This is a genomic window from Neobacillus sp. 114 (assembly GCF_030127045.1).
Lineage (GTDB): Bacteria > Bacillota > Bacilli > Bacillales > Cytobacillaceae > Neobacillus > Neobacillus rhizophilus.
The window spans coordinates 370,527-397,315 of sequence record NZ_CP126144.1; the positions used below are offsets into that span (position 1 = coordinate 370,527).

General features: G+C 41.7%; 24 protein-coding genes and 1 pseudogene. 23 read left to right on the forward strand and 2 right to left on the reverse strand.

Going from position 1 to position 26,789, the window contains the following annotated elements; all coding sequences use genetic code 11:
* Window positions 1–57: 57 nt before the first annotated feature.
* The 22 genes and pseudogenes from QNN06_RS01860 to QNN06_RS31205 all read left to right on the forward strand — a co-directional run.
* Window positions 58–1,770: an adenine deaminase C-terminal domain-containing protein gene (locus QNN06_RS01860; RefSeq protein WP_284036829.1), complete on the forward strand. Its 1,713-nt coding sequence runs from the start codon at window positions 58–60 to the stop codon at window positions 1,768–1,770.
* Window positions 1,767–3,098, forward strand: a complete 1,332-nt coding sequence (locus QNN06_RS01865; protein ID WP_213120856.1) for an amidohydrolase — start codon at window positions 1,767–1,769, stop codon at window positions 3,096–3,098. The genes QNN06_RS01860 and QNN06_RS01865 overlap by 4 nt, the downstream gene beginning before the upstream one ends.
* Window positions 3,099–3,333: 235 nt before the next feature.
* Window positions 3,334–3,834: a phage tail protein gene (locus QNN06_RS01870; RefSeq protein WP_217034517.1), complete on the forward strand. Its 501-nt coding sequence runs from the start codon at window positions 3,334–3,336 to the stop codon at window positions 3,832–3,834.
* 105 nt (window positions 3,835–3,939) lie between these two features.
* The gene (locus tag QNN06_RS01875; protein WP_284036830.1) at window positions 3,940–6,018 is read left to right on the forward strand and encodes a DUF4179 domain-containing protein; all 2,079 of its coding nucleotides are present in this window, start codon (window positions 3,940–3,942) and stop codon (window positions 6,016–6,018) included.
* A 111-nt stretch (window positions 6,019–6,129) separates the two neighbouring features.
* Window positions 6,130–6,918 (forward strand): enoyl-CoA hydratase/isomerase family protein, encoded by a 789-nt coding sequence (locus QNN06_RS01880; RefSeq protein ID WP_284036831.1) that lies wholly within the window; start codon window positions 6,130–6,132, stop codon window positions 6,916–6,918.
* 161 nt (window positions 6,919–7,079) lie between these two features.
* Window positions 7,080–8,015 carry a heme o synthase gene (gene cyoE, locus QNN06_RS01885; protein WP_213120852.1) on the forward strand — a complete coding sequence of 312 codons (936 nt, stop codon included), beginning with the start codon at window positions 7,080–7,082 and terminating at the stop codon, window positions 8,013–8,015.
* Window positions 8,016–8,368: 353 nt separating this feature from the next.
* On the forward strand, window positions 8,369–8,518 hold the full coding sequence (locus tag QNN06_RS01890; protein ID WP_213120851.1) for a hypothetical protein: 150 nt from the start codon (window positions 8,369–8,371) through the stop codon (window positions 8,516–8,518).
* A gap of 11 nt (window positions 8,519–8,529) precedes the next feature.
* Window positions 8,530–8,997, forward strand: a complete 468-nt coding sequence (locus tag QNN06_RS01895; RefSeq protein ID WP_284036832.1) for a cytochrome c oxidase subunit II — start codon at window positions 8,530–8,532, stop codon at window positions 8,995–8,997.
* Window positions 8,998–9,011: 14 nt separating this feature from the next.
* Complete coding sequence (locus tag QNN06_RS01900; RefSeq protein WP_284036833.1) at window positions 9,012–10,691, forward strand: cbb3-type cytochrome c oxidase subunit I; 1,680 nt, start codon at window positions 9,012–9,014, stop codon at window positions 10,689–10,691.
* Between the two features lie 199 nt (window positions 10,692–10,890).
* Complete coding sequence (locus tag QNN06_RS01905; protein ID WP_213120848.1) at window positions 10,891–11,523, forward strand: SCO family protein; 633 nt, start codon at window positions 10,891–10,893, stop codon at window positions 11,521–11,523.
* A gap of 3 nt (window positions 11,524–11,526) precedes the next feature.
* The gene (locus QNN06_RS01910) at window positions 11,527–12,084 is read left to right on the forward strand and encodes a hypothetical protein (protein ID WP_284036834.1); all 558 of its coding nucleotides are present in this window, start codon (window positions 11,527–11,529) and stop codon (window positions 12,082–12,084) included.
* Between the two features lie 114 nt (window positions 12,085–12,198).
* The gene (locus QNN06_RS01915) at window positions 12,199–13,020 is read left to right on the forward strand and encodes an MBL fold metallo-hydrolase (RefSeq protein ID WP_284036835.1); all 822 of its coding nucleotides are present in this window, start codon (window positions 12,199–12,201) and stop codon (window positions 13,018–13,020) included.
* Window positions 13,004–14,311: a serine hydrolase domain-containing protein gene (locus tag QNN06_RS01920; protein WP_284036836.1), complete on the forward strand. Its 1,308-nt coding sequence runs from the start codon at window positions 13,004–13,006 to the stop codon at window positions 14,309–14,311. Before QNN06_RS01915 ends, QNN06_RS01920 begins: the two co-directional genes overlap by 17 nt.
* A 195-nt stretch (window positions 14,312–14,506) precedes the next feature.
* The gene (locus tag QNN06_RS01925; protein ID WP_284036837.1) at window positions 14,507–15,982 is read left to right on the forward strand and encodes an IS200/IS605 family accessory protein TnpB-related protein; all 1,476 of its coding nucleotides are present in this window, start codon (window positions 14,507–14,509) and stop codon (window positions 15,980–15,982) included.
* Between the two features lie 447 nt (window positions 15,983–16,429).
* On the forward strand, window positions 16,430–17,806 hold the full coding sequence (locus QNN06_RS01930; protein WP_213120843.1) for an RsmB/NOP family class I SAM-dependent RNA methyltransferase: 1,377 nt from the start codon (window positions 16,430–16,432) through the stop codon (window positions 17,804–17,806).
* Window positions 17,807–17,811: 5 nt separating this feature from the next.
* The gene (locus tag QNN06_RS01935) at window positions 17,812–18,414 is read left to right on the forward strand and encodes an SAM-dependent methyltransferase (RefSeq protein ID WP_217034519.1); all 603 of its coding nucleotides are present in this window, start codon (window positions 17,812–17,814) and stop codon (window positions 18,412–18,414) included.
* Between the two features lie 77 nt (window positions 18,415–18,491).
* Window positions 18,492–19,136, forward strand: a complete 645-nt coding sequence (locus QNN06_RS01940; protein ID WP_213120841.1) for a LytTR family DNA-binding domain-containing protein — start codon at window positions 18,492–18,494, stop codon at window positions 19,134–19,136.
* 131 nt (window positions 19,137–19,267) lie between these two features.
* Window positions 19,268–20,785: a succinyl-CoA:acetate CoA-transferase ScpC gene (locus QNN06_RS01945; protein ID WP_481819238.1), complete on the forward strand. Its 1,518-nt coding sequence runs from the start codon at window positions 19,268–19,270 to the stop codon at window positions 20,783–20,785.
* A 140-nt stretch (window positions 20,786–20,925) separates the two neighbouring features.
* Window positions 20,926–21,939 (forward strand): DUF3231 family protein, encoded by a 1,014-nt coding sequence (locus QNN06_RS01950; RefSeq protein WP_284036838.1) that lies wholly within the window; start codon window positions 20,926–20,928, stop codon window positions 21,937–21,939.
* 128 nt (window positions 21,940–22,067) lie between these two features.
* The gene (locus QNN06_RS01955; RefSeq protein ID WP_284036839.1) at window positions 22,068–22,610 is read left to right on the forward strand and encodes a histidine phosphatase family protein; all 543 of its coding nucleotides are present in this window, start codon (window positions 22,068–22,070) and stop codon (window positions 22,608–22,610) included.
* Between the two features lie 77 nt (window positions 22,611–22,687).
* Complete coding sequence (locus tag QNN06_RS01960; RefSeq protein ID WP_284036840.1) at window positions 22,688–23,683, forward strand: DUF418 domain-containing protein; 996 nt, start codon at window positions 22,688–22,690, stop codon at window positions 23,681–23,683.
* 46 nt (window positions 23,684–23,729) lie between these two features.
* Window positions 23,730–23,855, forward strand: a pseudogene (locus QNN06_RS31205) (ATP-binding protein); the annotation flags it as partial.
* A gap of 79 nt (window positions 23,856–23,934) precedes the next feature.
* Here QNN06_RS31205 and QNN06_RS01965 read toward each other — a convergent pair.
* Together QNN06_RS01965 and QNN06_RS01970 are read right to left on the reverse strand one after the other, a co-directional pair.
* On the reverse strand, window positions 23,935–24,471 hold the full coding sequence (locus QNN06_RS01965) for a ribonuclease H-like YkuK family protein (protein WP_213120837.1): 537 nt from the start codon (window positions 24,469–24,471) through the stop codon (window positions 23,935–23,937).
* 106 nt (window positions 24,472–24,577) lie between these two features.
* Window positions 24,578–25,090, reverse strand: coding sequence for a DinB family protein (locus QNN06_RS01970; protein ID WP_213120836.1), 513 nt, complete (start codon window positions 25,088–25,090; stop codon window positions 24,578–24,580).
* 280 nt (window positions 25,091–25,370) lie between these two features.
* Here QNN06_RS01970 and QNN06_RS01975 point away from each other — a divergent pair, with 280 nt between their 5' ends.
* Complete coding sequence (locus QNN06_RS01975; RefSeq protein WP_217034255.1) at window positions 25,371–26,675, forward strand: S8 family peptidase; 1,305 nt, start codon at window positions 25,371–25,373, stop codon at window positions 26,673–26,675.
* The last annotated feature ends 114 nt before the right edge of the window (window positions 26,676–26,789 follow it).

The window sequence follows — 26,789 nt, forward strand, 5'->3', positions numbered from 1 at the left end:
TGAGGATCATCTTGGCCCTTTTCTCTTTAACGGTTTATCTAAAGGAGGGAATGGGAAATGAAAGCTGACTTAGTCATTATAAATGGACAGGTTTTTAACACGTTTACGAAAAAGTTTGAACAGAAAAATGTGTACATTGTTGAAGATAAATTTTACTATGTAACAGCTGACGAGGTGGAGAATTTACAGGCCTGTGAAGTAGTCGATGCAAGAGGTCAATATTTGGTCCCGGGTTTAATGGATATTCATATGCATATTGAAAGCTCTATGACGTCCCCTGCCATTTTTTCAGAGGCTGTCCTAACCCATGGAGTGACAACAGTTGTAGCTGATGCTCATGAGATCGCCAATGTGTTTGGTATGGAAGGGTTGGAGGCGTTTTTTTTTCAGCCAAGTGTAATGGATATATTCTATGCGATTCCTTCCTCTGTTCCTTCGACGACCCCAGAGCTGGAAACGACAGGCGGTTATATTGGTGTTGAAGAAGTGAAGCAGCTCCTCAGGCATCCCAAAGTAATTGCTTTAGGGGAAGCGATGGACTTCAACGGCATTGTCAATCACCAGGATTCCTTGATCCGGCAGATTTTACTTGTTGTTCAAACCGAGAGGCCATCTATGCCTTTGGAAGGACATGTGCCGCGTGTTTCGGAATTGGAATTGGCCAAATTTTTATATGCGGGCATTACCGCTGACCACACCCATCAGTCGCCCCAATCGATTTATGAGAAAATCACCGGCGGGATGTTTTTAGAGTTTCAAAAGAAATCAATAACGCCGGAAAATATGCGTGTTATTGTGGAAAATCAATTCTATGAATATATGGCAATCATTACAGATGATGTGATGGCGGACGACTTGCTTGAAGGACATTTGGATGCAAACGTACGTTTAGCCATTTCATGCGGCATGCCGGCGGAACAGGCGCTATACTGTGCTACCTATACCCCTGCAAGACGGATGGGATTCCAGGACCGCGGCGCCATTGTCCCGGGATTTAAAGCTGATTTTCTATTAATAGATAATGTAGAACGCCTGGATATAGCGGCAGTTTATAAGGATGGAAAATTGGTACACGAGCGGGGAAATGCGATCAAGTATCCGGCTGTGAAACCTGCTTTTCCTGATCACTTCTATCAATCGATACAATGCCGGGCACTAACTTCAGAGGATTTGCGAATCAAAGTGAATTCGGCTGAAAATGCTGTCGTCAACGTGATGCAAATTTCCGAAGTGGGTACCTTTACTGAACATGTACAGCGGGAGATGGCCGTTACAGATGGTTATTTAGATTGGGAGAATAGCGGGCTGGCCTTAATTGTAGTGATGGAACGATATGGGAAAACAGGGGACACCGCCTATGGGTTTGTTGAGAATGCATTATCTGAAAAAGGAGCTGTAGCCACTACTTGGGCACATGATCATCATAATTTGATGGTAATGGGGACGAGTGCGGCAGATATACTTGCAGCACAGAAACAATTATTGGACATGCAAGGCGGATACGTCGTGATACAAGCGGGACAGGTGCAAGCCGTATGTCCATTGCCAGTCGGCGGGATTATCAGCGATGCACCGATTCAAGAACTAGGCAAGCAATTAAAAGAAGTACGCCAAGCGATGATTAAGTTAGGCTATCGCAACAGTAATGAGATTATGTCTTTTTCAACTTTATCTTTGCCGGTTTCACCTGCAATCAAAATTACCGACAAAGGGATGATGAATGTACGTTCGCAAATGATGATCCCATTGGTGGAGGGTGAGGAAGTTTGAATTTACTCATTAAAAACGCCTGGATATTGACGATGAATGAAAAAATGGAGCAGTTTCAAGCCGGCTATTTAATAGTAGACGATGGTAAAATTGTAGAAGCCGGTCCAATGGATTTGCTCCCAAAGAAGATGACCTTTAACCAATGCATTGATGCCAGAGGGGCGATTTTGCTGCCGGGTATGGTCAATACGCATACTCACATCGGGATGATCCCGTTTCGTTCTTTAGGTGATGACTATCCTGACCGGCTCCGCCGCTTCTTATTTCCATTAGAAAACGAATGTATGAATGAACAGCTTGCCTATACCAGCGGAAAATATGCCATTGCTGAAATGCAGCTTGCCGGTGTGACAACCTTCTTTGATATGTATTATTTTGAGCAGCAATTGGCAGAAGCCGCAGAAGAAATGCATAGCCGCGGCCTTTTGGCTGAAACAGTCATTGACTCCGTAACGGTCGATGTGCCGGAGCCAATGGGCGGATTGAAATACGCCGAAGGGTTTCTGCCAAGATGGCATGGAAATAGCAGGATTCGGGCAACGGTAGCACCGCATGCACCTTACACGAACACCATCGAAGTGCTCCAGCAAGCGGACACTTTGTCCCAAAGGTACGATGTGCCGTGGATGATGCATGTTAGTGAAATGGATTTTGAAATGGAGAAGTATCGTAAAGAACGCAATCAAACGCCGATTGAATTCTTAGAAGAGATTGGTGTGCTAAGCTCAAGGCTGGTAGCTGCCCACTGTATTCATTTGTCTGATCATGATATTGAATTGCTGAAGAGGTATGATGTAAAGGTTGCTCATTGTATCGGCGCCAATACGAAATCCGCTAAAGGAGTGGCCCGTGTCCAGGATTTATTGTCTGCGGGTGTGACAGTTGGGCTGGGAACAGATGGCCCAAGCAGTGGGAATACGCTCGATTTATTCAGCCAAATGCGCTTGTTTGCAAATTTCCATAAAACTTCTTTACATGATCGCAGTGCCTTCCCAGCTGAAGAGATTGTGAAGTTAGCGACCATCGGGGGAGCGAGGGTTTTAGGTATGGAGGACAAAATTGGCTCGATTGAGGCGGGAAAACAAGCTGACTTCATTCTAGTGGAAGTCGATTCAGTCAATATGTTTCCTATTTTTGATCCGTACAGTGCTTTGGTGTACTCTGCAAATTCCGGAAATGTAAGAGATGTATTCATTGATGGAAAGCAAGTTGTGGCAGAAAAACAATTAGTAAATTTTGATGCAACGAAATTAAGAGCAGAGCTTACAACCGCCATGGAAGAATGCGGATTTAAAAAAAGGGCTCTAAAAGCAATGGAGGGAAAATAGCCTGTTTGCAGGTAACGCTAATGAAGAAGTGGTAACCGCAGAACAAAAGGCCGAGCGTTTTTAAAGTTTAAATAAAGGTTTATGAAAAGGATAGACTGAGCATTTTTAAGCTGCCGGCTATCCTTTTTACGTTAAACCTTGAAGCGCCAATTTTCCCATTAACTGCACTAGTTAGTTGCAAAAGTTGAGATATGGCAGTGAAACGGATTAGCTTTTGGTGAAATGTGGTATCCTGTTGTTAGGAAATAAAGAGATTAAAGGAGAGATGGAAATGTCCTATATCGTTGATTTTAAAAATGTTTCTACGGTTGGCTTAGAGTCTTCACCGGCAGCAGAAGCGCTTGCTGGTTTACGTGCTCATGAAGCTCGTTACTTTATGAACAAATACAAGCATGAATTTACGGTTGTACCAGCTGGCGAAAGCGGGGAGACCCTTGATTATGTGAACCGAATTTTGAAAGAAGAACGTGATATTGAGTTTGCGGCTAAACCTCTAGAGACGTCGCGTTTTCAAGTGGAAAATATCGATTGGACGTACGTCTTTTATGAGGACGGTCTTTCGGTCAACGTCCTGTATACAGTTGATAATCCTAAGAAGCGGGCCGTTGGTTTTAAGCTTTCTGAGGGGATGGAAGTACCAAAGGAGTTAGAAGGAAAGTTTAAGTTTGCAAGGCAGAAGTCTAAACTAGCTGGAACAATTCGTGGCTCATTTTTTGTAATTAAAGGTGAATATTAAAATATCTAAGCTGGGAAGTTCTTGTATTATCTACAGATATTGCTAACAACGTGTTCTCCTTATATCATTAGTTATATAGAGAATGTTAAAGGGGGGAATACGTTTATGATCCCAGCAAAAATAGATCCCTTATCTATCACTACAATAAGGGAAAAAAGCCCGGAATCCATCGTTGATTGGTTCGACCAACATAAACAATCGTTCTATACTCTGGGCTGGTCTTATCTTAGGACTCAGCAGCAAATGGAAGAACTTTTTTACCGGTCCATTATCAAAGTGCACAAGGAATTACCTCGTTTTAAAAGTGAAACAACTTACGAAACGGGGGTTACATCCATTTTTATACATACCTGCCGAGAACTTTCTAAAGATAGAAGTTTACAAGACTCAGAGGAAAGTGAACCACGTCAGGAATTATTTAAAGCGTTTGATCAGTTGAAAGAGGATGAGAAAGAAGCGGTGGTCCTTACATATGTAAAAGGAATCTCCCGGGAAAATGCGGCACATCTTCTCCAAGTCTCAGTGGATAAGATGAAAGAGCTTTTGTTTTCTGGTATCCAGTCACTTAGAAAAGAATGGGGGTACGGATCTGTCTTTAATGGCTGTAAGGAGTATCAAAAAAATTACATCGATTACTTGGAAAGAACGCTGGAGCGATCGAAAAAGATTGATTTCGAGGTACATATTTATCATTGCCAAGACTGTCAGGAGGATTTGGGTACCTTTCAGGATGTCATGTTAACCATGGTAAATCTTACTGAAAGGATGAAGGATTTCCGTGTGCCATCTGAATTCATGGAGAACGTCAAAGCTAGGCTGGCAGAAAGGGAAAAGCAAAGACAACAGAAGAATAAGAAACGTAAAAGAATGGGCATTGTTTTTGCAAGTGTTTTAGCATTATTAATGGGTATAGAAGTTTTTACAGGGTCTTTTACCAACCTATACTATACATTAACAGAAGAAGATCAAGAGTTGCGTGCCGTACTGCAACAGGGCCTAGGTGAAAGGCTGAACCTGGAAGCGGAGAGCGCGGGGGTGAAAATTAAGATCAAGAGCGCGATTGCTGATGATGTTCAAACGCTTATCCTTTATGAAATAGAAGATACAGAAGAAAACAATCAATATGTGATGGATTATAATGAAGGTTTTTTTGTAGAGAACGAACATGACATCATGAGCCGTGAAACATATCCAAGGTATTATCCTCCTGACCTTAAATCGGCGGAAAATAATAAAGAAAAGAACGTGTATCGTGGGAAGATTAGTCTGCTGCCACTAACATCGGATAACGGGACAATCAAACTCAAGATCACTAAGCTTCAGAAATTGATTCGTGATTCCTCTGGTCAGAATAGTTTTAGGCCTTACGGGAACATGGAGAATAAAACTGGGGAGTGGAACTTCGAGATTCCTGTTACAAAACAGCCATCTACCGAATATGCGCTGAATGAAGAAACAGACATCGAGGGGATCCCAATTCGATTTGATAAACTAACGATTGCTCCAACAGCTACGATTCTGCAATATGCTATTAATAATGAACAGCCAGAAAAACGGATAGATCTTCTTAATTTTGACAATCTAGAAGTGAACGATAAAAAAATGAAAGCTGATATGTATGGCAGCAATTATTTGGATTTACACCAAGATATGAATTGGACTACTTTTCAAACATATTTTAACCCGCTTTTTGGAGAAAAACCTAAAGAGATCAACGTTCAATTCAAATCTGTTCTTTTAACGTTTGAAGACCACAAAACCATTGAATTACTGGATGCTGCTAAGGAATATCCTCAAACCTTTGAGTATGCAGGCAGTACAATCTCCATCGACCAGGTAGAAGTTGGAGAGCCTACCAATGTTGTGATAAGCAATCATGAAATTAAGAATCGGGCATATGAGTCGCTTAACTTCAATATTGTGGGTAAGGATGAAAATGAAATTAGTTCAATGGAGATGGATTCAGAAGGAGTGCTCGTTGATAAAAATGGGAAAGAATACGGTATGAATGAAATCCCTGTCGCATATGAAGAAATCGAACAGCCCCGTAATTTTTTTACAGTTCAAAGAATGAGGTTACACGGTAACAACCCTGGGGACAAAGTGATCCCTAAAAGGCTGGAGATTTATGGGTATAGCACTACGAGATATTTAGATGATGTTGTGAGGGTTTCGTTGGAATAACGTTTTGTATATTTTTCCAAAATAAGTCACTCACATGTACAAATCATCAGGGATATGCTATGTTTTCATTAGTCTGATAATTTAAACTAATAGTTTAATAGGAGGGAAATAATGGAACATATTTTAGTAGAAACACAGAATGGGGTTCGCACCTTAACACTAAACAGGCCAGAGCGTCTCAATGCTGTCAATGATAAACTTAGTGCTGAGATTATTCAGGCTATTGCAGAGGCATCTGCTGACGATGAAGTTCGAGTCATTGTGATAACTGGGAGTGGACGTGGTTTTTGTGCGGGTCTTGACCTGTCTGACTATGCCAAGAGAGATAGATCCACTTTTTCCCGCCATGAAAAATTAGATGACTTGGGTTGGGTTGGTCATCAGGCGTTAGGAATCGTTCATTGTGATAAACCTGTCATCGCAGCGATTAACGGAATTGCAGCTGGTGCAGGACTCGCTCTGGCTCTTGCCTGTGACCTGCGTTTTATGTCTGCTAGTGCAAGGGTAACTGCTGGATATATTCGCCGTGGTCTTAATCCGGATGCGGGAATGACCTACTTTTTACCACGTTTGGTAGGACAGGGGAAAGCAGCGGAATTGATATTTACGGGTCGCGATATCTATCCTGAAGAAGCCGAACGGATTGGTTTGGTGAACGGAATATTCCCAGACGAAGAATTTCATGATAGTGTTATGAATTTTGCCAAGGAGTTAGCGGAAGGACCGCCTGTTGCGCTGACCCTTTCCAAAAGATTGCTTGCAGCAAGCCCTGACTCGGATCTTACAACAATTCTAAAACAAGAGTTAGCTTCAATTAAAGTTTGTTTTGGAACAAAAGACGTCCAAGAAGGGGTAAAAGCTTTTGCCGAGAAACGGAAACCTGTTTTCCGGGGAGAGTAGTAACAAGTAAATTAAAAGAATGAATAAGTTTCGGGGGCCATCCCCCGTCTTTTTTTTGCCAATTTTTCTACAACGGTTTTCCATGATAAAGTATGGTAATATGGAATCATGTACTTAAGTTGTAGATAGTAATAACCATTTTTTTTTGGAGGGTTGTAAAGATGAGTCAAAATGGAATACCTTCCGCACTGAAAGGCAAAAGTGCTGCTATTTCAAATAATCGTTCCGGCCTTATGGCTGATATAAAAGCTCTTTTTAAGGGACCTGTCTTAATAGCCAATGTACTGCCCGTCTTTACTGGGTTTTGGCTGGCACTTTATTTTACCAGCGCCTCTTTTTCTGATTACTTGAATGTATTTTTGCTGACCATTATCGGCAGTACGCTGGTCATGGGCGGAGCACTTGTCATCAATAACTGGTATGATGTCGACATCGATACTGTCATGGATAGAACGAAGCATCGGCCGACCGTAACAGGGCATATTCCTCTGAACGTCGTGTTAATAATAGGAATTGTCCTCACAGTACTAGGCTTCATTCTTTTGTCTTTTACAAGATGGGAAGCAGTGATTTATGCTTTCGTAGGCTGGTTTACTTATGTCATCTTATATACGATGTGGTCCAAACGGAGGTATACACTCAACACCGTGATCGGCGCCGTTTCTGGTGCTGTTACCCCGCTAATTGGCTGGACGGCAATTGAGCCTGGGACCCATATTGTTCCGATTATGTTATTTCTGATTATCTTTGTTTTCCAAATGCCTCATACCTTTGCGATTGCGATGAAGAAGTGCGAGGAATACCGTGCAGCAAAGGTAGCGATGCTTCCTGTGGTACATGGGTTTGAAATGACGAAGCGGCAGATGGTGGTCTATATTGCCTGCCTATTGCCATTGCCGTTTTATTTAGGCTCGCTCGGGCTCACCTTTGTTGTCATTGCGACAGTGATGAACCTTGGCTGGCTAATTGTGAGTATCAGCGGATTTTTTACAAAAGATGACCTGAAATGGGCCCAGATTAATTTTCTGTACTCCGTAAACTATATCACCATCCTGTTTCTTTTGATGATTGTGGTTACATTGCCAATATTTAAATAGGTTATTTAGCAGCTGTCCTTATGAAAAATAAGGACGGTTTTTTTGTTTTTTTAAGATGATTTTACTTTATTTCACAAATTTGTCATTTTTGAATTCTCCCCCCTTTTTCCACTCTTTTTTTCTATTCCACTATAGAAATATTTCAATTAACAAGTTAAAAACAGTGAAAATACAGCTATTTTCCATAATCTTTTTCATAAACTTTCGGATTTTAGAAAAAAAGTACAATAATTTTCCCTTTTTTCTTCCGATTAAAATCACTTATGAAATGTGATGCAGTTCACTTCGCTGAGAATCGTTCCTAACTATGATAGAAGTAAGAAAACAGAATAAATCAAAAGGGGGATTCACAAATGGCATCTGCAAAAGCAAATCGCAATAATAAGCCAGGCAAGCAGCACGAAGAACCATTAAAAGGTACATGGATTTCCGTAGGTGTGGTTGGCGTCGTTATTCTCGTTACTTATTTAACTTTATATGGACTTTATATGACTAGAGTATAGGGGGGAAAGAAATGAAGATGCATCTTGATGAAAAAATATGGCTGTCATTAAGCTTCGGTATAATGATGATTTTCATGTTAATCACGGGCTATCAGGCTGTTGCTGAAGGAATGGCACCGCCAAGTAATATCCAAACTATCGATTCGCAAAAAGTAGATCAAACAGCGCCATTTGATAAGCCTGGAATTAAACAGATTGGCGATCATGAATACGAAGTAGTCATGACATTGCAAGTATTTAGCTTTAATCCTGGAAATATTGAAGTTCCAGCTGGATCAACAGTGCATTTTATCTTAACATCAAAAGACGTTGTCCACGGCTTTGAAATTGCCGAAACAAACGCTAATGCAATGGTAACACCAGGTTATATCTCAAGAGTTACCCAAAAGTTTGATAAACCGGGAAGTTATTTAGTGCTATGTAACGAATATTGCGGTGCCGGTCACCAAATGATGAGTACTACAATTACGGTTAAGTAAAGGGGGGAAAGGCTATGGAAACAGCAATAAATCAAACGTTTAAAACAAAAGCAACTAAATTGCTAGGTGTTAATAAAGAAGACGCAAAAATTTCGAAAACATATTTATTTGTATCATTTGTCATCTTGTTAGTTGGTGGATTTTTAGGGTTAGCACAGGGTTTAAACCGTGCCGGTCTTCTTGAACTGCCATCGTGGTTAAACTATTATCAGGTTCTTACGATGCACGGTGTGTTCATGCTTCTTGCCTTCACTACGTTCTTTACATTTGGTTATCTGTATGCAGGTCTTTCACATGAACTGGGAGGGCTTCTTCCAAAGGTTAGAAAGTTTGTCTGGACTGCGTTTGCATCCAAGATTATTGGCGCGGTATTGGTTGTTATTCCAATCCTCATGAATGAAGCATCAGTAATGTACACATTCTATCCGCCTTTAAAAGCACACCCAATGTTTTATATCGGTTTAGTATTCTTCGCAGTGGGTATGTGGTTGTGCAACGTTGGCGCATTTATCCAAGTAGCCAATTGGCGGAAAAATAATAAAGGAAAGCATGTTCCAATCTTCTCTTACTTTGCAACTGGTATCAACGTTCTAATGTTTTTTGCACTTATTCCTGTAGCAATTGAAGTTTTATATCTAATTCCTTGGTCTTTAGGCTGGGTTAAGACGGTTAATGTTATGGTTTCTCGTACATTATTCTGGGCCTTTGGACATACGCTCGTAAATATCTGGTATTTAACAGCTACTTCTGCATGGTATGTCATTGCACCGAAATTAATCGGCGGCAGACGCTGGAGTGACACATTAACCCGTGTCGTTATTATCGCTTTGGTAATCATGAACATTACCGGTGGATTCCATCACCAAATCATTGATCCAGGTATTTCTTTACCAGTTAAAATGATGCACGTATTTATGAGTTTAGCAATTGGTTTCCCATCATTAATGACCGCTTGGGCCATGTTTGCAGTATTTGAAAAGACTGCAAGAAAGCAAGGCGGAAAGGGACTGATCGGCTGGTATAAAAAAATGCCATGGGGCGATGTTCGTTTCCTAGCGCTATTTATCAGTATGGCTTCGTTTGCTCCAGCGGGTGCCGGTGGTATTGCGCAAACAACCAACCAATTGGACACAGTTGTTCATAACACGATGTGGATTGTCGGTCACTTCCACTTAACGCTTGGTGTAACTGTCGCATTGGCATTCTTTGGGATTAGTTATTGGTTAGTTCCATATATTTCAGGACGTGTTCTAACACCACAAATCAATAAATTAGGCGTCATCCAAACTTGGATCTGGACAATCGGCATGATCTTTATGTCAGGTGCCATGCACACAGTCGGATTATTTGGCTCACCACGAAGAACTTCATTTACAACATATGGCGATCATGCAACAGCATTAGGCTGGAACCCATATATGATGGCAATGGCTGTCGGCGGTACTTTGTTAATCATCGGTGTTATTCTTCAAGTGTATGCGGTAATTAATATGATGTTCTTTGCACCAAAAGGGGAAACAGAATTCCCAATTGCGGAAGCAGAAGAAAATGCTTCTCCAACTCCTTATTGGACAGAGCGCTGGGGACTATGGATTGTGGTTATGCTATTAGTCGTCGCAATGGCATATGTCGTTCCACTAACAGAATTTATTGTCAATGCACCTCCAGGATCACCTGGGTTCAAGACTTGGTAATTAGAAAAGCGGAAGCGCCTTGCACAGGGGCGCAAAGCATAAGACGAGCCTTCTTGACGGATTGGCTGTAGACCTTCGAGCCCCTAGGCGCTGAAGCTGGACAGTTTTGATAACAAAAGAGATAGCTCGTTTGCTGGGCTATCTCTTTCTGCTAAAAGAGAGAGAACTTTTTTAAAAATAGGTTTGGGAAGTGGTCGTTATGATCAAAAATCGGCATCAGGTAATTTCACTATTAGTCGTATTTGTGTTTGGATTTGTTTTATTTTATACAGGCACAGACGGTTTTCGAGCCTTTACGGCGGAAACAGCCAGGGTCAACAGGCTGCTGGACGAGAAGCCGAAATTTCCTAAAATAACATTGGAGGACAGCAAGCAACGGGAATATTCCATCTCTGAATTCAAAGGGAAGTACGTATTTATTACCTTTCTTTATACGTCTTGTACATCTGTCTGCCCGCAGTTGGAAATGAACATGTCAAAGGTTTACGAACAGATCCCGAAAAAATATTTGGGAAAGGATATCGTATTTTTGAGCATCAGCTTTGACCCATCCAGAGACACTCCACAGACGCTAGAAAAATACCGCACTTATTTTAAAAGTGATGGGGAAACCTGGCGGATGGCAAGGGTTCCGGACAAGAATGAATTGGATGCTTTGCTAAAAGAATTTGGAGTGACTGTCATTCCTGACGGATACGGGAATTTCACTCATAATTCAGCATTTTATTTAGTAGACCCGAAAGGCAGTCTTCAAGATGTGATGGACTATAAAAAAATAGATGAGGCAGCCGATAAGGTTGTCAAGATTCTAAATCAGGAAGCGGGGGAATAATCAATGCAACAATTTATATATGGATTATTGTTACTTATTGCCCTAGCTATTCCGCCTATTGCCCATTTTATGGAATCTGTGATGATTATGCATATGCATATGCAAATGCCAATGGTGGTGTTTGCGGGATTCCTGATGGCACGACTTTTTATGGACCGCTTTCCGAGATTTTTTGATAAATGGAACGGGAATGGCGTTCCGGGAATTTTATTGTTTGTCATAATTGTAGGCTTCTGGACGCTGCCGCGTTCGATGGATGACGCTTTAACTGAACAAAGCGTAGAGGTATTTAAGTTTGTGAGTTTATCGCTTTTAGCTGGATTTCCCTTGAGGGACAGCTGGAAAAGGCTAAATTCACTTGGAAAAAACATTCTTTTTATCTTCTTCACCATTCTGTTTCTGGTGGTAGGCTGGCTTTATATTGATGCACCTGTCCAATTATGCAATAACTACTTGGTTATCGAGCAAATCACGCTAGGCTGGGGCTTCTTGACTACGGCAATATGTATAGTTATATACTTGATATATATTACTTTTACGGACCGGACGAAATATGAATAATAGAAATGCAGCCGCTTGGAGTGATTTCCAGGCGGCTGTTTTTTGGCAAATAAAGAGGGATGTTTAATGGCAGTGTAGAAGTAGATGTTTGGAAGATAAAGAGGTGATTTAATAATGATTGAAGTGTATTCAAAAGAGGATGTTATCTGTGTTGAAGGGACCGTGGAAAGGTTTGGCCGCAAAATTTATGCTTATTTAGTAGACGGCATGTTAGTTGATACGGGTCCTCAATCCATTGAAGAGGATTTTATTTCTTTTTATAAAGAACATTCATTTGATAAGGTTGTTTTAACCCACAGCCACGAGGATCATTCTGGAACCGCTCCGTGGATTCAGGAAAATCGCGATATTCCAATTTATGTCCATCCAAAAGGGGTCGGCGTTTGTGCGGAGTTTGCTCCGTATCCGAAATACCGCCAGATTACCTGGGGGGTACGCAGAGAGTTTCAGGCATTGCCGCTGGGAGAATCAATTCAATCGCACAAATCAACTTGGAAAGTGATTTACACCCCGGGCCATGCCGATGACCATGTTGCACTTCTAGATATGGAAACTGGACGGCTTTTTTCCGGAGATTTATTTGTTGCTCCCAAGACAAAGGTGATTATGTCGAGCGAATCGATTCCGGTCATTATGAATTCGATTCGGACTCTATTAAATTATGATTTTGGTTCGATGTTTTGCGCCCATGCAGGCTACATACCGAACGGAAAAGATACGCTGAAGAAAAAATTGGAAAATCTCGAGAATCTTAGCGGGGAAGTGGAGCATCTCTATAAAAGCGGGCTTTCCGTAGCAGAGATTAATGAAAAGCTGTTTCCAAAAAAATACCCGCTTCTTACTGTTTCGGGCGGGGAATGGGACTCGATTCATATCGTTTCTTCAATAGTTGCGGATTTTTCGAAAGGTGTTATCAATAGTGGAAGACAAGATTAATAGACTGGAAACCTATATGGAATCATTAGCCGCCAACGAGTTTTTTAACGGCGCAGTGCTTTTCGGACACAAGGGGGAGATTTTATTAAAAAAAGGATACGGTTATGCATCGTTCCAATATGATATTTCCAACTCTTCGACCACAAAGTTTAGGGTAGGTTCGTTAACAAAAGCCTTCACCGCGATAGGGATCATGCTGCTGCATGAAAAAGGAAAGTTAGATATCGATCACCAGATTGATAAAATTCTCGCGGATTATCCGAATGGTTCTGTCATTACAATTCGCCACTTATTAACCAATACCTCGGGAATTCCTAACTTTACCTCCAGTCCGGAGTATTGGGTGAAAACAATGAGATTGCCGTCAAATCTTGATGCGGTTATAGATTCGTTTAAAAATTTGCCGCTGGAGTTTACTCCCGGGACGGATATGAACTACAGCAATTCCGGTTATTTGGTACTGACAAAAATAATTGAAAAGGCGTCAGGACAATCATACGCAGATTTTCTACAAAATGAGATTTTTAAAAAATTAGGGCTTAAGTGTACGGGAATTGACGATGGCCGCAGGATTGTAAAGTCAATGGCGGAAGGCTATACGGTATGGGGGGACATTATCCATACCGAGCATATCGATATGTCATTCCCGCTCGGCGCCTATGGCATGTACTCCACTTTGGAAGATTTATATATTTGGTGTCAGGCACTTTTAAAAAGCACTTTAGTAGACCAGTCGCTGCAGGAGCAAATGTTTACCAATATTAACAGGTATGGATATGGCTTCGGTTGGTTTATCGATGAGGGTGAATATAAGACTTGTAGTCATTTCGGCGATGTGAACGGTTTTGTTAATCATTTAGTGATGTATCCTAATGAGGACCTTGTGGTAATCGTATTAAGTAATCTCAATATTACTCCTGTTACGCAAATCAGCAGTGATTTGGCAAAAATAATATTTGGTGAAGAAGTGAACAGTGTTTCTCTAATTGTTCCGCTCGAAGGAGATTCGCTTCCACTGGGATCGTTTGAAGGGACCTATAAAAGTGATAAGGTTGAGATTACTGTTAGACATGATGATAATGAACTGTTTGCGGTCGTTCCAAAAATGTATGGTGTTCCCTATAAGTTCCGTTTGCAGCCAATTCAAGTTGAGGCCGCGAAGATGATTTGTAAAAGTGACTTTATCAATGATACATATACTTTTTTTCTTGATAACAATAGAGCCCCTTACAGGCTTGAATTTACTGATTGTTATGGTCAGGTATGTTTACTTGAACGGCAGAAACTCTGAAACAGGGTTCTAAGCAGTTTCTAAAAATATAGACATTAATAGACAAATATATAATTTTTTACATTATACTTTAATGTATTAAAAATGTATGCAGAATGATGAGGATTCCAAAATTTAGGGTAACTATTTTTATCAATTTTAATAAAAGTACCTATTATTATCCAAACCTATCAAACGAAACTATGTAACATCCCATTGAATCATAATTTGACATCGGAAATGTACCTTTCAGAATATGGCCGATTTTTTGGCATGCTGGAGCGGAAATTATTTGTTCAATCCCACATTAAAGGGATGCCAACCACATCCCTGAAGAAGTCTTTTTCCAAACAATTTGGCCTTACCGCCAGACAATTCAACTCCCTGAGGATGCAGCTGGATGGGAAGGTTTCTTCTATTTTAGAAAAAAGGAAATTTGATATTCAACAACTAGAATCCAAAATTGAATATTTACAAAAAAGCATCGTTAAGAAAACCACTCAAAAAGATAAGCTTCTGCAAAAACTTCTGAGAATTCCTCAAACTAGTCCGGCCTTCCCGAAACAACATAAAAAATACCGAAACATGAAATTTTACCTCCACCAAAAAAAGCGGAGGCTCCGAAATATACAGCACAAATTGGAAAAATTAAAATCAGATGAACTAAATCATAAAATTCGCATTTGTTTTGGGTCCAAGAAGTTGTTCCATAAGCAATTTTATTTGGAAGAAAATAAATACAAGGATCATGCGCAATGGAAGGAAAAGTGGCTTGAGTCCAGAAGTTCCCAGTTTCTTGTGGTGGGTTCCAAAGATGAAACGTATGGAAATCAATCAGCCACCTATGATTTACAAAACGCTATTTCGAAATATGGCAAATATATCACCTTTCCGGAAGTGCATTTTCCCTATGGCCAAGAGGTCATTGATCAGGCAAAGATTCCTTATATGGGCTTCACCCGAAACGGCAAACCGCAAAAATATTTTTCCTCCATTACTTATCGTTTTTTGAAACAGAAAAAAGGGTGGTATGTGAACGCAACCCTTGAAAAAGAGACTCCAAAAATAGGAACATCCAACCTGAATGGATTGATTGGAATCGACCTCAATGCAGGATTTTTGGCTATTTGTGAAATTGACCGGTTTGGCAACCCAATCAAAAGCTGGACAGTGGATGTTCCGATGTATTGCCGGAGAAAAGAACAGTTGCAAGCTTCTTTAAGCGATGCGTTAAAGGAAATTCTAGCCCATGCCGTTTCCGTACAAAAAGATGTCGTGATCGAGAAATTGGATTTTTCCCAAAAGAAAGCCAGTTTAAGAGAAATGGGCACTAAATATGCGCGGATGCTTTCGGGGTTTGCCTATTCCTCCTTTCAACAATTAATCGAATCAAAAGCAAAAAAAGCGGGAGTAAGAATCAGAAAAGTAAACCCCGCCTATACGAGCCAAATTGGGCAGATGAAATTTATGGCGCGTTACGGACTAAGTTCCCATGGTTCCGCTGCTTGCATGATTGCAAGAAGAGGCTATTATTTTAAAACGGAAAAACCAAAATATGACTCTGTGCTGTCTTTCCCAAAAAAATTCGATAAACAAAAGGCTAATTTTAATAATTGGAGGTCGCTCACGAGACACTGGGGAAAATACTACTATTTTCAGGATAAGATTGAACTATTAAAAGCGGATATTTGAAAGGAAACAAGAGAAATTGGAGCAACGCTTCCTGTTTACCTGAAAGGAAGAATAGGACCACGTACTCCAATTTTATAGGCAAGATTGCAATAATAGTGTGGCTTACAGCCAAACTAGAGTATCGAAAAGGTATCCTGTGCCGTGGATATCATTCGAAAGGATGAAGAAAATGACACTGTGACGGAAACGATGAAGTTTGGATTGGTCGAAGACTCATCCAGACGGATGTATCCATTCTAGTATTAGGGCGTGATTCCCTAACGCGATTCGCAAAAAGCTCTGTTCGTTTTGCGTGCTAAATGGAAAAGCAACAATCCATTTAGAACATATAGACAGTAATATCCATAAATGTCTATATTTTTAGGAACGGTACTGCCGTTTTATTTTTTTAAAAAGAATGGTAAATTTATCGTAAACATTATTTTAATCAGCAGATGGGTGATCAACATGGAGTTGCCAAAGGATTTTCTCGAAAAAATGAAGAACCTTTTAGATGAGGAATATGAGGATTTTGTAAAAAGTTATCACGAGAATAGATCGCATGGGTTTCGGGTGAACCCTTTAAAAATCTCGGCTGAGGAGTTTAAAAAAATCAGCCCTTTTAATCTGGAAAAAATCCCATGGGTGAAAGAGGGGTTTTTCTATGGAACAGAGGACCGGCCCGGGAAGCATCCGTACCATGAGGCAGGCTTGTACTATATTCAGGAGCCAAGCGCGATGGCGGCAGGGGAGCTAGTCGACCCGCAGCCGGGTGAGCGTGTCTTGGATTTATGTGCAGCTCCGGGTGGGAAAACCACTCATATTGCGGGGAAAATGCAGCAACAGGGATTTTTGCTCACGAACGAAATTCACCCTGCACGGGCCAAGGTTCTTTCGCAGAATGTCGAGCGGATGGGGATTAGGAACGCCGTTGTAACCAATGAAACTCCGGCGAGACTAGCCCAGCGGTTTCCGGGGTATTTTGACCGGATCATGGTCGATGCACCGTGCTCTGGAGAGGGGATGTTTCGCAAGGACCCTGATGCCTGTGCTGAATGGAGTCCTGAGAATGTAGCGGTATGTGCCGCTCGGCAGTTTGATATTCTCGAACACGCTGGGACGATGCTTCGCCCGGGGGGCAGGCTCGTATACTCGACCTGTACATTTTCACCTGAAGAAAATGAAGGTGTCATTAGTAAGTTTATAAAAGATAACCCTAACTTTGAGATAGAGGACGTTCAGGTTTATGAGGGCTTTGGAAAAGGCAGGCCGGACTGGATTTCAGATGGTGCTTCCGGTCTTGGAAAGACAATCAGGATTTGGCCTCATCAATTACAGGGTGAGGGCCACTACATTGCCGTTCTAAGAAAAAAGGATGGTGACGAAGCGGGCGGCAAGCTGAAGTACGCCAAAACCTTGTCTGACCAGAAAGTTTTAAAAAGCTATTATCAGTTTACGGAGGAGACTTTACTTGAGACGCCAAAAGGGGAATTTCTTTTATTTGGCGAGCAGTTGTACTTGCTGCCGAAGGAGATGCTGTCATTGGAAAATTTGAAGGTGGTCCGGCCGGGATGGCATCTGGGGACGATTAAGAAGAACCGCTTTGAGCCGTCACATGCCTTTGCTTTGGGTTTAAACGGAGAACAGGTGAAGCATAAATGGAGTTTGCTAAGTGATTCCCGTGAAATATCGGCATATCTAAAAGGCGAGGCGCTAACGGCAGAGGGCCCGAAAGGCTGGTATTTGATGGAGGTAGACGGCTATTCCATCGGGTGGGGCAAGCTGTCAGATCATATTTTGAAAAACCATTTCCCAAAAGGGCTGCGCTGGACGGGGATTGGTTGAGGGACATGAAAGAACATTATTATGATAAGCTATTAAATATAAAGACAAGAGCGGAGCAGCAGGGATTTCACCAGTCCCTGCATTACCATCGCTATGAGCCAACCCCCTATAGCGGACTGGAAGAATTATTTAAAACCTATGAGCTGAAACCGGGTGACCGGGTCGTGGACTTTGGCTGCGGCCGGGGACGGCTGAACTTTTATATCCACTATTTTTTTCATGCATCAGTGGTTGGAGTTGAAATGGACGAGGGGCTGTTTCAGGCCGCTTTGGCAAATCGCGAAAGCTATATTAGAAAAACAAAGAATCGCAGTGACAAAGTTGAGTTTCGTTGCTGCCTGGCAGAAGAGTATCCGGTAGCTCCTCGGGATAATCGGTTTTATTTTTTCAATCCGTTTTCGATTCAGGTCTTTCAAAAGGTTATTAATAATATCTTAGTTTCGCTGGAAGAATACCCGCGGGAACTTGATGTGATTTTATATTACCCCTCTGAGGATTATATTTATTTTCTGGAAAACCGAACGGCGTTTGACTTGATAGAGGAAGTAAAAGTGCCATTTGTTTACCGGCATAATCCAAACGAGCGGTTTTTAATTTATCGGCTGTGATTTTAAAAGTAGGTGTCCACCCTAAGAGGACAAATGTCCACGGACGGTGCTTGATACCTATTTGGAGGTGATTTTGAATGGAGAGTATAACGGTTGTTTCGCTGTTAGATGTAATTAGTGAGTTGTTTTCGGATGAGATTTCGATTGCGGTTTCCAACACTAGTGAGTATATTTATTACCGTCCGAGCAAGCGGATTGATTTGAAGATTCGCCGTGGTGATCCTTTGAAGGATGGCACGATTGCCTATAAGGCGGTGAATACTGGGCAGAAGGTTTCGGAGTTTATCGACCGTGACGTTTTTGGGATTCCATACCATGGGATGGCTGTGCCATTTTTTCATGATGGTAAGATTGAAGGCTGTGTGACGGCAATATTTCCGTCACTAACCAGCGGCAAGTTAGTCGTCACCATTAAATCAGAAGATGGCTGGATTCCAGTTCCGTTTTCACAGGTGATCTACCTCGAAGCTAAGGAAAAAAAGACCTTTGTTTACGCCGAGGGGCACAGCGGCACCCATAAATATTCGCTGCAGGAATTTGAATTTCTACTTCCAAAGGATGACTTTATCCGCTGCCACCGCTCGTTTATTGTGAATGTCAATCATATAAAGGAGATTCACCCGGACACCCATTCAACCTTTATTTTAACGATGAAAAATGGCGACAGAGTGCAGGTCAGCCAATCTTATTCGAGCTATTTTCGTAGATTGTTAGGATTTTAGATAAATAATTCTGCTTTAGCACGTAGATTTTCTGTTTTATCCGAAAATTTCATAACTAGTCCCCGATTTCTCTAACTGAAAACCTTTATCGGTTACAATTAATATAAAATTCCATTGGGGAGTGGGATGAAATGTTGGATAGCAAATACGAACGGATTAAAGATTCAAGACTTTGGGACCGTGTAGTGACGCCGGAAGAGGCAGCATCTTGGATTCAAGACGGCATGACGCTGGGATTAAGCGGCTTTACACGTGCCGGTGATGTGAAAGCGGTTCCCTTTGCATTGGTGAAACGTGCCGAGCACGAGTCGTTTAAGGTAAATGTTTATACGGGAGCATCATTGGGCTCAGACGTTGACAAGCTGTTTGCAGAGGCTGGAATTATTGGAAAAAGGCTTCCTTTCCAAGCAGACCCGACGATGCGCGGAAAAATCAATAGCGGTGAGTTATTGTTTGTCGATCAGCACTTATCACACACTTCGGAACTAGTTCGAGCTGGAGTAATGGAGCCTGTCGATTACGCTATATTGGAAGCGTTCTCAGTTACCGAGGATGGAATGGTGATTCCGACCACTTCAGTAGGAAATTCACTATCGTTTGCCTTAAATGCAAAGTCGATTATTATCGAGATTAATTTGGCACATCAGGTGAACCTGGAAGGCTTGCATGATTTATATGAGCCTGGGAAGCAGGGCGAGCGCGGCCCGATTCCATTGACAGGGGTAAAAGACCGGATTGGCACGATCGGAATCCCGGTTGATATCGATAAGGTAAGAGGGATTGTATTTACTAACCAGCTTGACTCGCCTTCAACGATTGTTCCTCCAGATGAAGAAACGGTCATCATGGCCAACCATTTAATCGATTTTTTACGTACCGAAGTGCAAATGGGCCGTCTGACAAACCGGCTTGCACCGCTTCAGTCGGGGATTGGCTCGGTTGCGAATGCCGTTCTTCATGGCCTCTTGGATTCAGAGTTTGAAGACCTTGAAGTTTACTCTGAAGTATTGCAGGATGCCGTGTTTGATTTAATTGATGCCGGGAAGGTTAAGTATGCATCATGCTGCTCTATTACATTGTCTGAGCAGAAGATGAAAGAGGTTTATGGCAATTTTGAAAAATACCGAGATCTGCTTATTATGCGGCCGCAGGAGATTTCCAATCATCCGGAAATTATCCGCCGTCTTGGATTAATTTCCATTAACACTGCGCTGGAATTAGACATTTACGGCAATGTCAACTCCACCCATGTACTTGGAACAAAGATGATGAACGGAATCGGCGGTTCCGGGGATTTCGCTCGCAATGCTCGCCTTGCGATTTTTGTAACGAAATCCATCGCTAAGGGCGGTAAGATCTCAAGCATCGTGCCTTTCGTTTCCCACGTCGACCATACCGAGCATGATGTCGATGTCATTGTGACGGAACAGGGGTATGCAGACTTACGGGGACTTGCACCGAGACAGCGGGTAGAATTGATTATCGAGCGCTGCGCGCATCCAATGTACCGTCAGCAGCTGCGCGAATATTATCAGGAAGCTCTCACAAGAGGCGGGCAAACGCCTCATGTGTTGGAAAAAGCATTTTCCTGGCATACCAATTTTGCAGCCAATGGAACCATGCTGCAACCTGTATTGGAAACGGTATAAAATATTATATTGCAAAACGAAAGGTGAGCCTGAGCATGCTAGGGCTCACCTTTCATTTTGCTGGGTTTTCTCGTTCTTTTTTCTGTGAAAAACATAACTTTATGAAATTTGGGGGAATTTAGTGGATGGAGGGATAAAAAATGACTGAAAAAGTGGAAAATGTCAATCTAACAAGTGCTGAAATATCCTCGTTATGGGTTACATATCTGAACATCGGTGTCGCAAGCTGTCTATTAACACACTATGCGGAAACGTGTAATGACCCAGAAATTCTTGCTATCGTTGAGGAATCTCAACATTTTGCCAAAAAACATTTGAAGCTGATAGTAGATTTGTTTCATGAAGAAAAAATTGCTGTACCTGAGGGCTTCAAGGTAGAGAAACATGTTATCCCTCGTGCACCGAAACTATTTTCCGATATATTTTATATCCATACGATACTGCATATGTCCAAGTACGGGGTTACCTCCCATAATGTTGGAATGATTCTGGCAGCACGAGTGGATGTGCGGCAATTTTATAAGGAGATGTTTGACGATGTTTCTTATCTCCATAATAAGGTTGTAATTTGTATGCAAGAAAAAGGGATTTTTATAAGAATGCCATACATGAACTATCCAACAAAAATTGACTTTGTCAATAAAGAAAGTTTTTTAACCGGCTGGTTTGGCAGAAGGCGTCCATTGTTAGGTATTGAAGTAACCCATCTAATGGTCAATGCCAACCAGAATGAAATTGGAAGAGCACTTTGTGCTGGATTTTCTCAAGTAGCCCAAGACCAGGAGATTAGAGATTATTTTCTTCGTGGCAAACACATCTGCAAACATATCCTAAGCTCCATCCATGATGTGTTAATAGAAAGTGAGGTACCAGCACCGATGTCGTGGGATCAAGGTGTAACCGACTCAACAGCTGCACCATTTTCGGATCAACTAATGCTTTATATCGTGGGGGTTCTTTCTAATCTTGGCATTTCCTCTTATGGTGCTGCAATGTCAGCTACCATGCGCAGGGACATAAGTGCCATGTACACCGGCTTTATCGCCAAAACAGGAACGTTTGGCGAGGACGGTTTGAATTTAATGATTGAAAGAAGATGGTTGGAACAGCCGCCGCAATTTGAAGATCATGATAAATTGGCTAAAAAGGAATAAATGATGAAAATAAATGATTGAAAAAAGGGAATCAACCTGGAGAATGGTTAATTCCCTTTTTTGTATGGAGGAGATACCAGGAGAGCGGCGAATTAAAAGAAGTGTTTGTTTTTAAGGGGGAATGTTTAATGGAAAAAAAGGTGTACGTGATTAGGCATTGCGAGGCGGAGGGACAGCCAAGGGAAGCACAGTTAACAGAGAGGGGGATGCAGCAGGCGAAGGAGTTAGTTGAATTTTTGGCAGGTGTAAAGATTGATAAAATTATATCAAGTCCGTTTCGGCGTGCTGTTCAGTCGATTGAACCATTGGCTTTTTCGAAAAAAATTAGAATAGAAGTGGATGAGCGCCTCTCAGAGCGTATTTTAAGTACAAAGGCATTGGGGGATTGGCAAGAAAAATTAGAGACGTCATTTGTGGATCTAGAGGTAAAATTTGATAGCGGGGAGTCCAGTGCCGAAGCGATGGACCGAATTGTTAGTGTCGTAAAGGAAGTTTTGGCTGTGGAGACCGAAAATACGCTTATCGTCACTCATGGGAACTTGATGTCATTGCTATTAAAATATTTTCAACCGGACTTTGGATTTGAAGAGTGGAAGAACCTAAGTAACCCAGATGTCTACCTTTTGACCTTTTGCAATCAGAATGTCAGTATTAAGCGTGTGTGGGAGTAAGAAAAAGGTGTTTTTGCCTCTGTTATACGTTAGAAAGAGTAATTGAGGGTGTCAGACACCAAAAACAGGAGAGTTCCATGGAATTAACTAAACGGATTGATGTGCTTGATTATTTGCGTGGATTTGCGTTGCTGGGAATCATTTTGGTAAATATAGGGCCGCTGCTTTCTGTCGAGGAACCTTCCCAGAACTCAATGGACGCATCCTACTGGCGGTTTTTATATTTATTTGTAGAAGGCCGCTTTTATACCATTTTCACCTTTTTGTTTGGGGTCGGGTTTTATATTTTTATCACAAGAGCCAACGCAAAGGGCATGAACGGATATGTCTTATTCTTGAGGCGAATTGCTGTATTATTCCTCTTTGGCTTGATTCATGTCCGGTTTCATCCGGGAGAGGCATTAACCGTTTATGCAGTCTGTGGATTGATACTTTTGCCTTTTTATAAGATTAATAAAGCGGTGAACCTCATCATAGGGTTTGGTTTGTTAGTCATTATTGGCATTTCCGCCATAAAAATTTTAATGGTCGTTCCGGTAATGCTGTTAGGGATTTCGGCAGGGCAGTTCGGTTTGTTTGAGGTTGTAACCAAAAGGGTTAACCAGATTGCCGTTTTCACTATGATTATGTTCGGGTTAAGCGCAATAGGACTGCTTTATCAATACCAATATGCACCGGTTTTTTCCGAGGGATGGTCTGGGCCTTCAGGTAGAGAGGCAGCGAGGTTTATTGATATTGGCATCACAATAGGTCCGATTGTTTCGGCTTTTTATGCTGGCCTTTTAGTACTATTGCTGCAGATTCAGATTATCCAAAAGCTGCTGTCACCTTTAAAAAGCTACGGAAGGATGGCACTGACAAACTATCTATTGCAAACAGTGTTTATCTATCTGGCAGGCTGTACCTTTAACCTGTTCGGAAGGGTTTCTTACATAGAAACTCTTTACATATGTCTGGCTATTTACGTTATTCAAATGACATTTAGTGTCATTTGGCTGCGATTCTTCCGATACGGCCCGCTCGAATGGATTTGGCGGGCACTAACCTACCTAAAGGTCCCGTCAATGCGGTAACGCGCTAAAGTGCCGAGGGCCTGACCCTCGGAGCCCATTCTATGCCACAAAGGACAAAGGAATCGGGCTTGGCCTAACTGTCAGCAACAAAATTATCCAAGAACACCAGGGCACCATGAAAATCGAAAGTCATATCGGCCATGGCAAAACAGTAAAAGTGGAACATATTTAAAAAAGGTGTCAGGCACCGCTCGTGGACAAATGGGCAATTTGTCCACCGGGGGTGGACACTTTTTTTGCTGTTTTTAGCATTATTTTGTATAGCGATTGGCATAGCTTGATGCGACAAAGGCGTCGGGTTTTATTTTTGGTTCTACGCCCATAGATTCCATTCGCATGACCATTTCTTTAACAAACTCACTCGTTTTGTTTCGAATCCCCGCCCCGATGTCGATATGGCCCTCTATCGTAAAAGTAGCCCCTTGATAGACATTTGGCAGAACAATATTGATTAACTCATTTTTCTTATCCTCTGTAAACAGGGAGACGACTTCCTCCGTCAAAGATAATTCCAGTGAAATCCGCTCGTGCAGCTGAGTCATTTTTCTTGGAACAATCACCTTTTTTATACACGCCCATACGCCATTCCCCACATTTTGAATGACAATGCCAGTAATGAAAATTGTATGTGACCTGTGAACCTGAGAATCCGTTCCGACCATTAAGCGGTAATTCCCGCATGGGTCGCTTTTCATAAATTCAGTTATACGCTCGAAAACCTGTTCAAACTCCATCTTGCTCTCTTGAAGATTTTTAAATGTATGGCCTGCAGGCCTGGGATTTACCATCATGAATCCACCACATCTTTCCCTTCAAATCTTTGATGTTATTATTCTAGCTTATGGAAAAATAAGGATTGGCGTGCAGCGATTGAAATGATTCTAGGGATGGGCTTTAGAGAATTTCAGATTTAATTTCCTTTATTTGTTCAGTATGCCGCTGATCGTGCAAATAGACGTTTTCAATCCATTGGTAAAGAGGTAGATAACCAAAAAGAGGATGTTTAGCGGATTTCTCTGTCAGAATGGTTTCGTCTTTTATTCCATCCATAACATCGAGTAATAATGTTCTTGATTCATCTAGCAAATTGAGAATCTGCTGTAATTCGAAAGTTTCAGAAGAAGGGACAACGATACTAGGTGCATCTGCTTTCTTAGTACGGTCTAATAAAAATAGGTGTATCGGCTTTGGCTCGGACTTTTTACTAGTTTCAGAGTTCAGGCCATAGACAACCCCGCTGGTAAACGCCTTTTCAGTTAAATAAAGATGGTGGCAGACCTGGGCCACACTCCAACTATCTTCGCCAGGTGATTTGTTTAATTCCGCAAAACTGAGAGTCTTTATCTCATTTAGCAACTGCTGGCGTGTCTCCGCCAGTCTTTCACGATGTATCTCTAAGTCAACCATAACCATACCTCCTAAATTGGACTAACAAAATATGTCCCACTATGTTTTATATTCGGCACCAAGCCAAATATTCCTTTTCCGGCCAATCAACAATGGTGAGAAGTTGCCCGCCAGAGGTGGACAGGGTTCAAGAACGGTGCCTGATCCCCTTACAAAACAAACGATTATTTTTCAAAAACCTTAAAGGAACGCCTATTTACTAGAAATTGGACAAGTACCGTTACCATTTTTTAATAGTTTCATAACTTATTTAAAAAGCTATGAAAGGGTGAGAAAATAATTGTTTGGTTATTCAATGGTTCAAATGGTGCGTACTCATGCCCATAAATTGGACAGACATTTGCGGGAAGAAGTTTTAAATTTGTACAAGCCGTTTACATGGACGCCGTGCTTTTTGCATAAACATTTCGAGGGATTCCTTAAATGGGGCCGCAAAATGTCCGTTATTATTGAATTTGAGGAAGGCTGCTTTGAAAAAGGTTGCCATCAGGTATCCGAAGTGATGAAACAGTATTCCCGAAATAGCATGAAACGAAGTTTATCAAGTATGTCCTGCCATAGTGCAGATGTGACTCCAAATGGCTTAGAAGGGATCCTGTCGAGCTGCCATCATGTCAAAAAGGTTTATTTAAACAGGGAAGTGAAGGCGTTGCTTGATGTTGCTGTCCCTGCCGCTAATGCTAAAAACATCAAAAGAAATAACACTGTACTAACAGGGGAAGGAGTAACAATCGCGATTATCGACACTGGCATTTATCCACACAAGGACTTAGGGGATAGAATTAAAGGCTTTGTTGACCTCGTCAATAATGACCCAGACCCTTATGATGATAATGGCCATGGAACCCACTGTGCCGGTGACGCGGCTGCCAATGGTCCCTATGCAGGACCAGCCCCAGGAGCTCATCTGATTGGCGTAAAGGTGTTGGATAAATTGGGCTCGGGGTCTTTGGATACCGTCATGGAAGGGGTGGATTGGTGCATTAATTACAATGCCGGTAATCCGCCTGAAAAAATTGATATCATCAGCATGTCATTAGGCAGCACAGCTCAGCCGGGTGAAGATCTAATGGTTAAGGCTGTTGAAAAGGCCTGGGCAGCAGGTATTGTCGTGGTAGTGGCGGCTGGGAATGAAGGTCCGAATTATGGAACCATCGCAAGTCCTGGTATTAGTCAAAAAGTGATTACCGTTGGAGCTCTTGATGATAAAAATACAGTGGACCGCGGCGATGACGATGTGGCCAGCTTTTCGAGCAGAGGGTCAAAGGATGTTAAAGATGAGCTAAATAAGCCGGATATTTTAGCGCCCGGGGTGAATATCATTTCACTAAGATCCCCTAATTCCTATTTAGACAAGCTGCAAAAATCTGCAAGGGTAGAAAATGATTACTTTGTTTTATCAGGTACTTCCATGGCAACACCTATTTGTGCGGGTATATGTGCATTGATTAAACAGCGCGTGCCTGGAGCAACACCGCAGCAAGTAAAAGACCTATTGAAGAATAACACAGATTTATGGAAGGACCGCGAAAACGCGATTTACGGAGAAGGCTATATTAATGCGGATAGATCCATTCCGGAGTAAGCAAATAAAGCGGAATAGGGAGATATCTCATTAATTATGGTAGAAATCAGCTGTTTTTGTTAACTTAAATAAAATTTTGGTTGACAAATAACCACCCGCCCATTTATTTTAAAA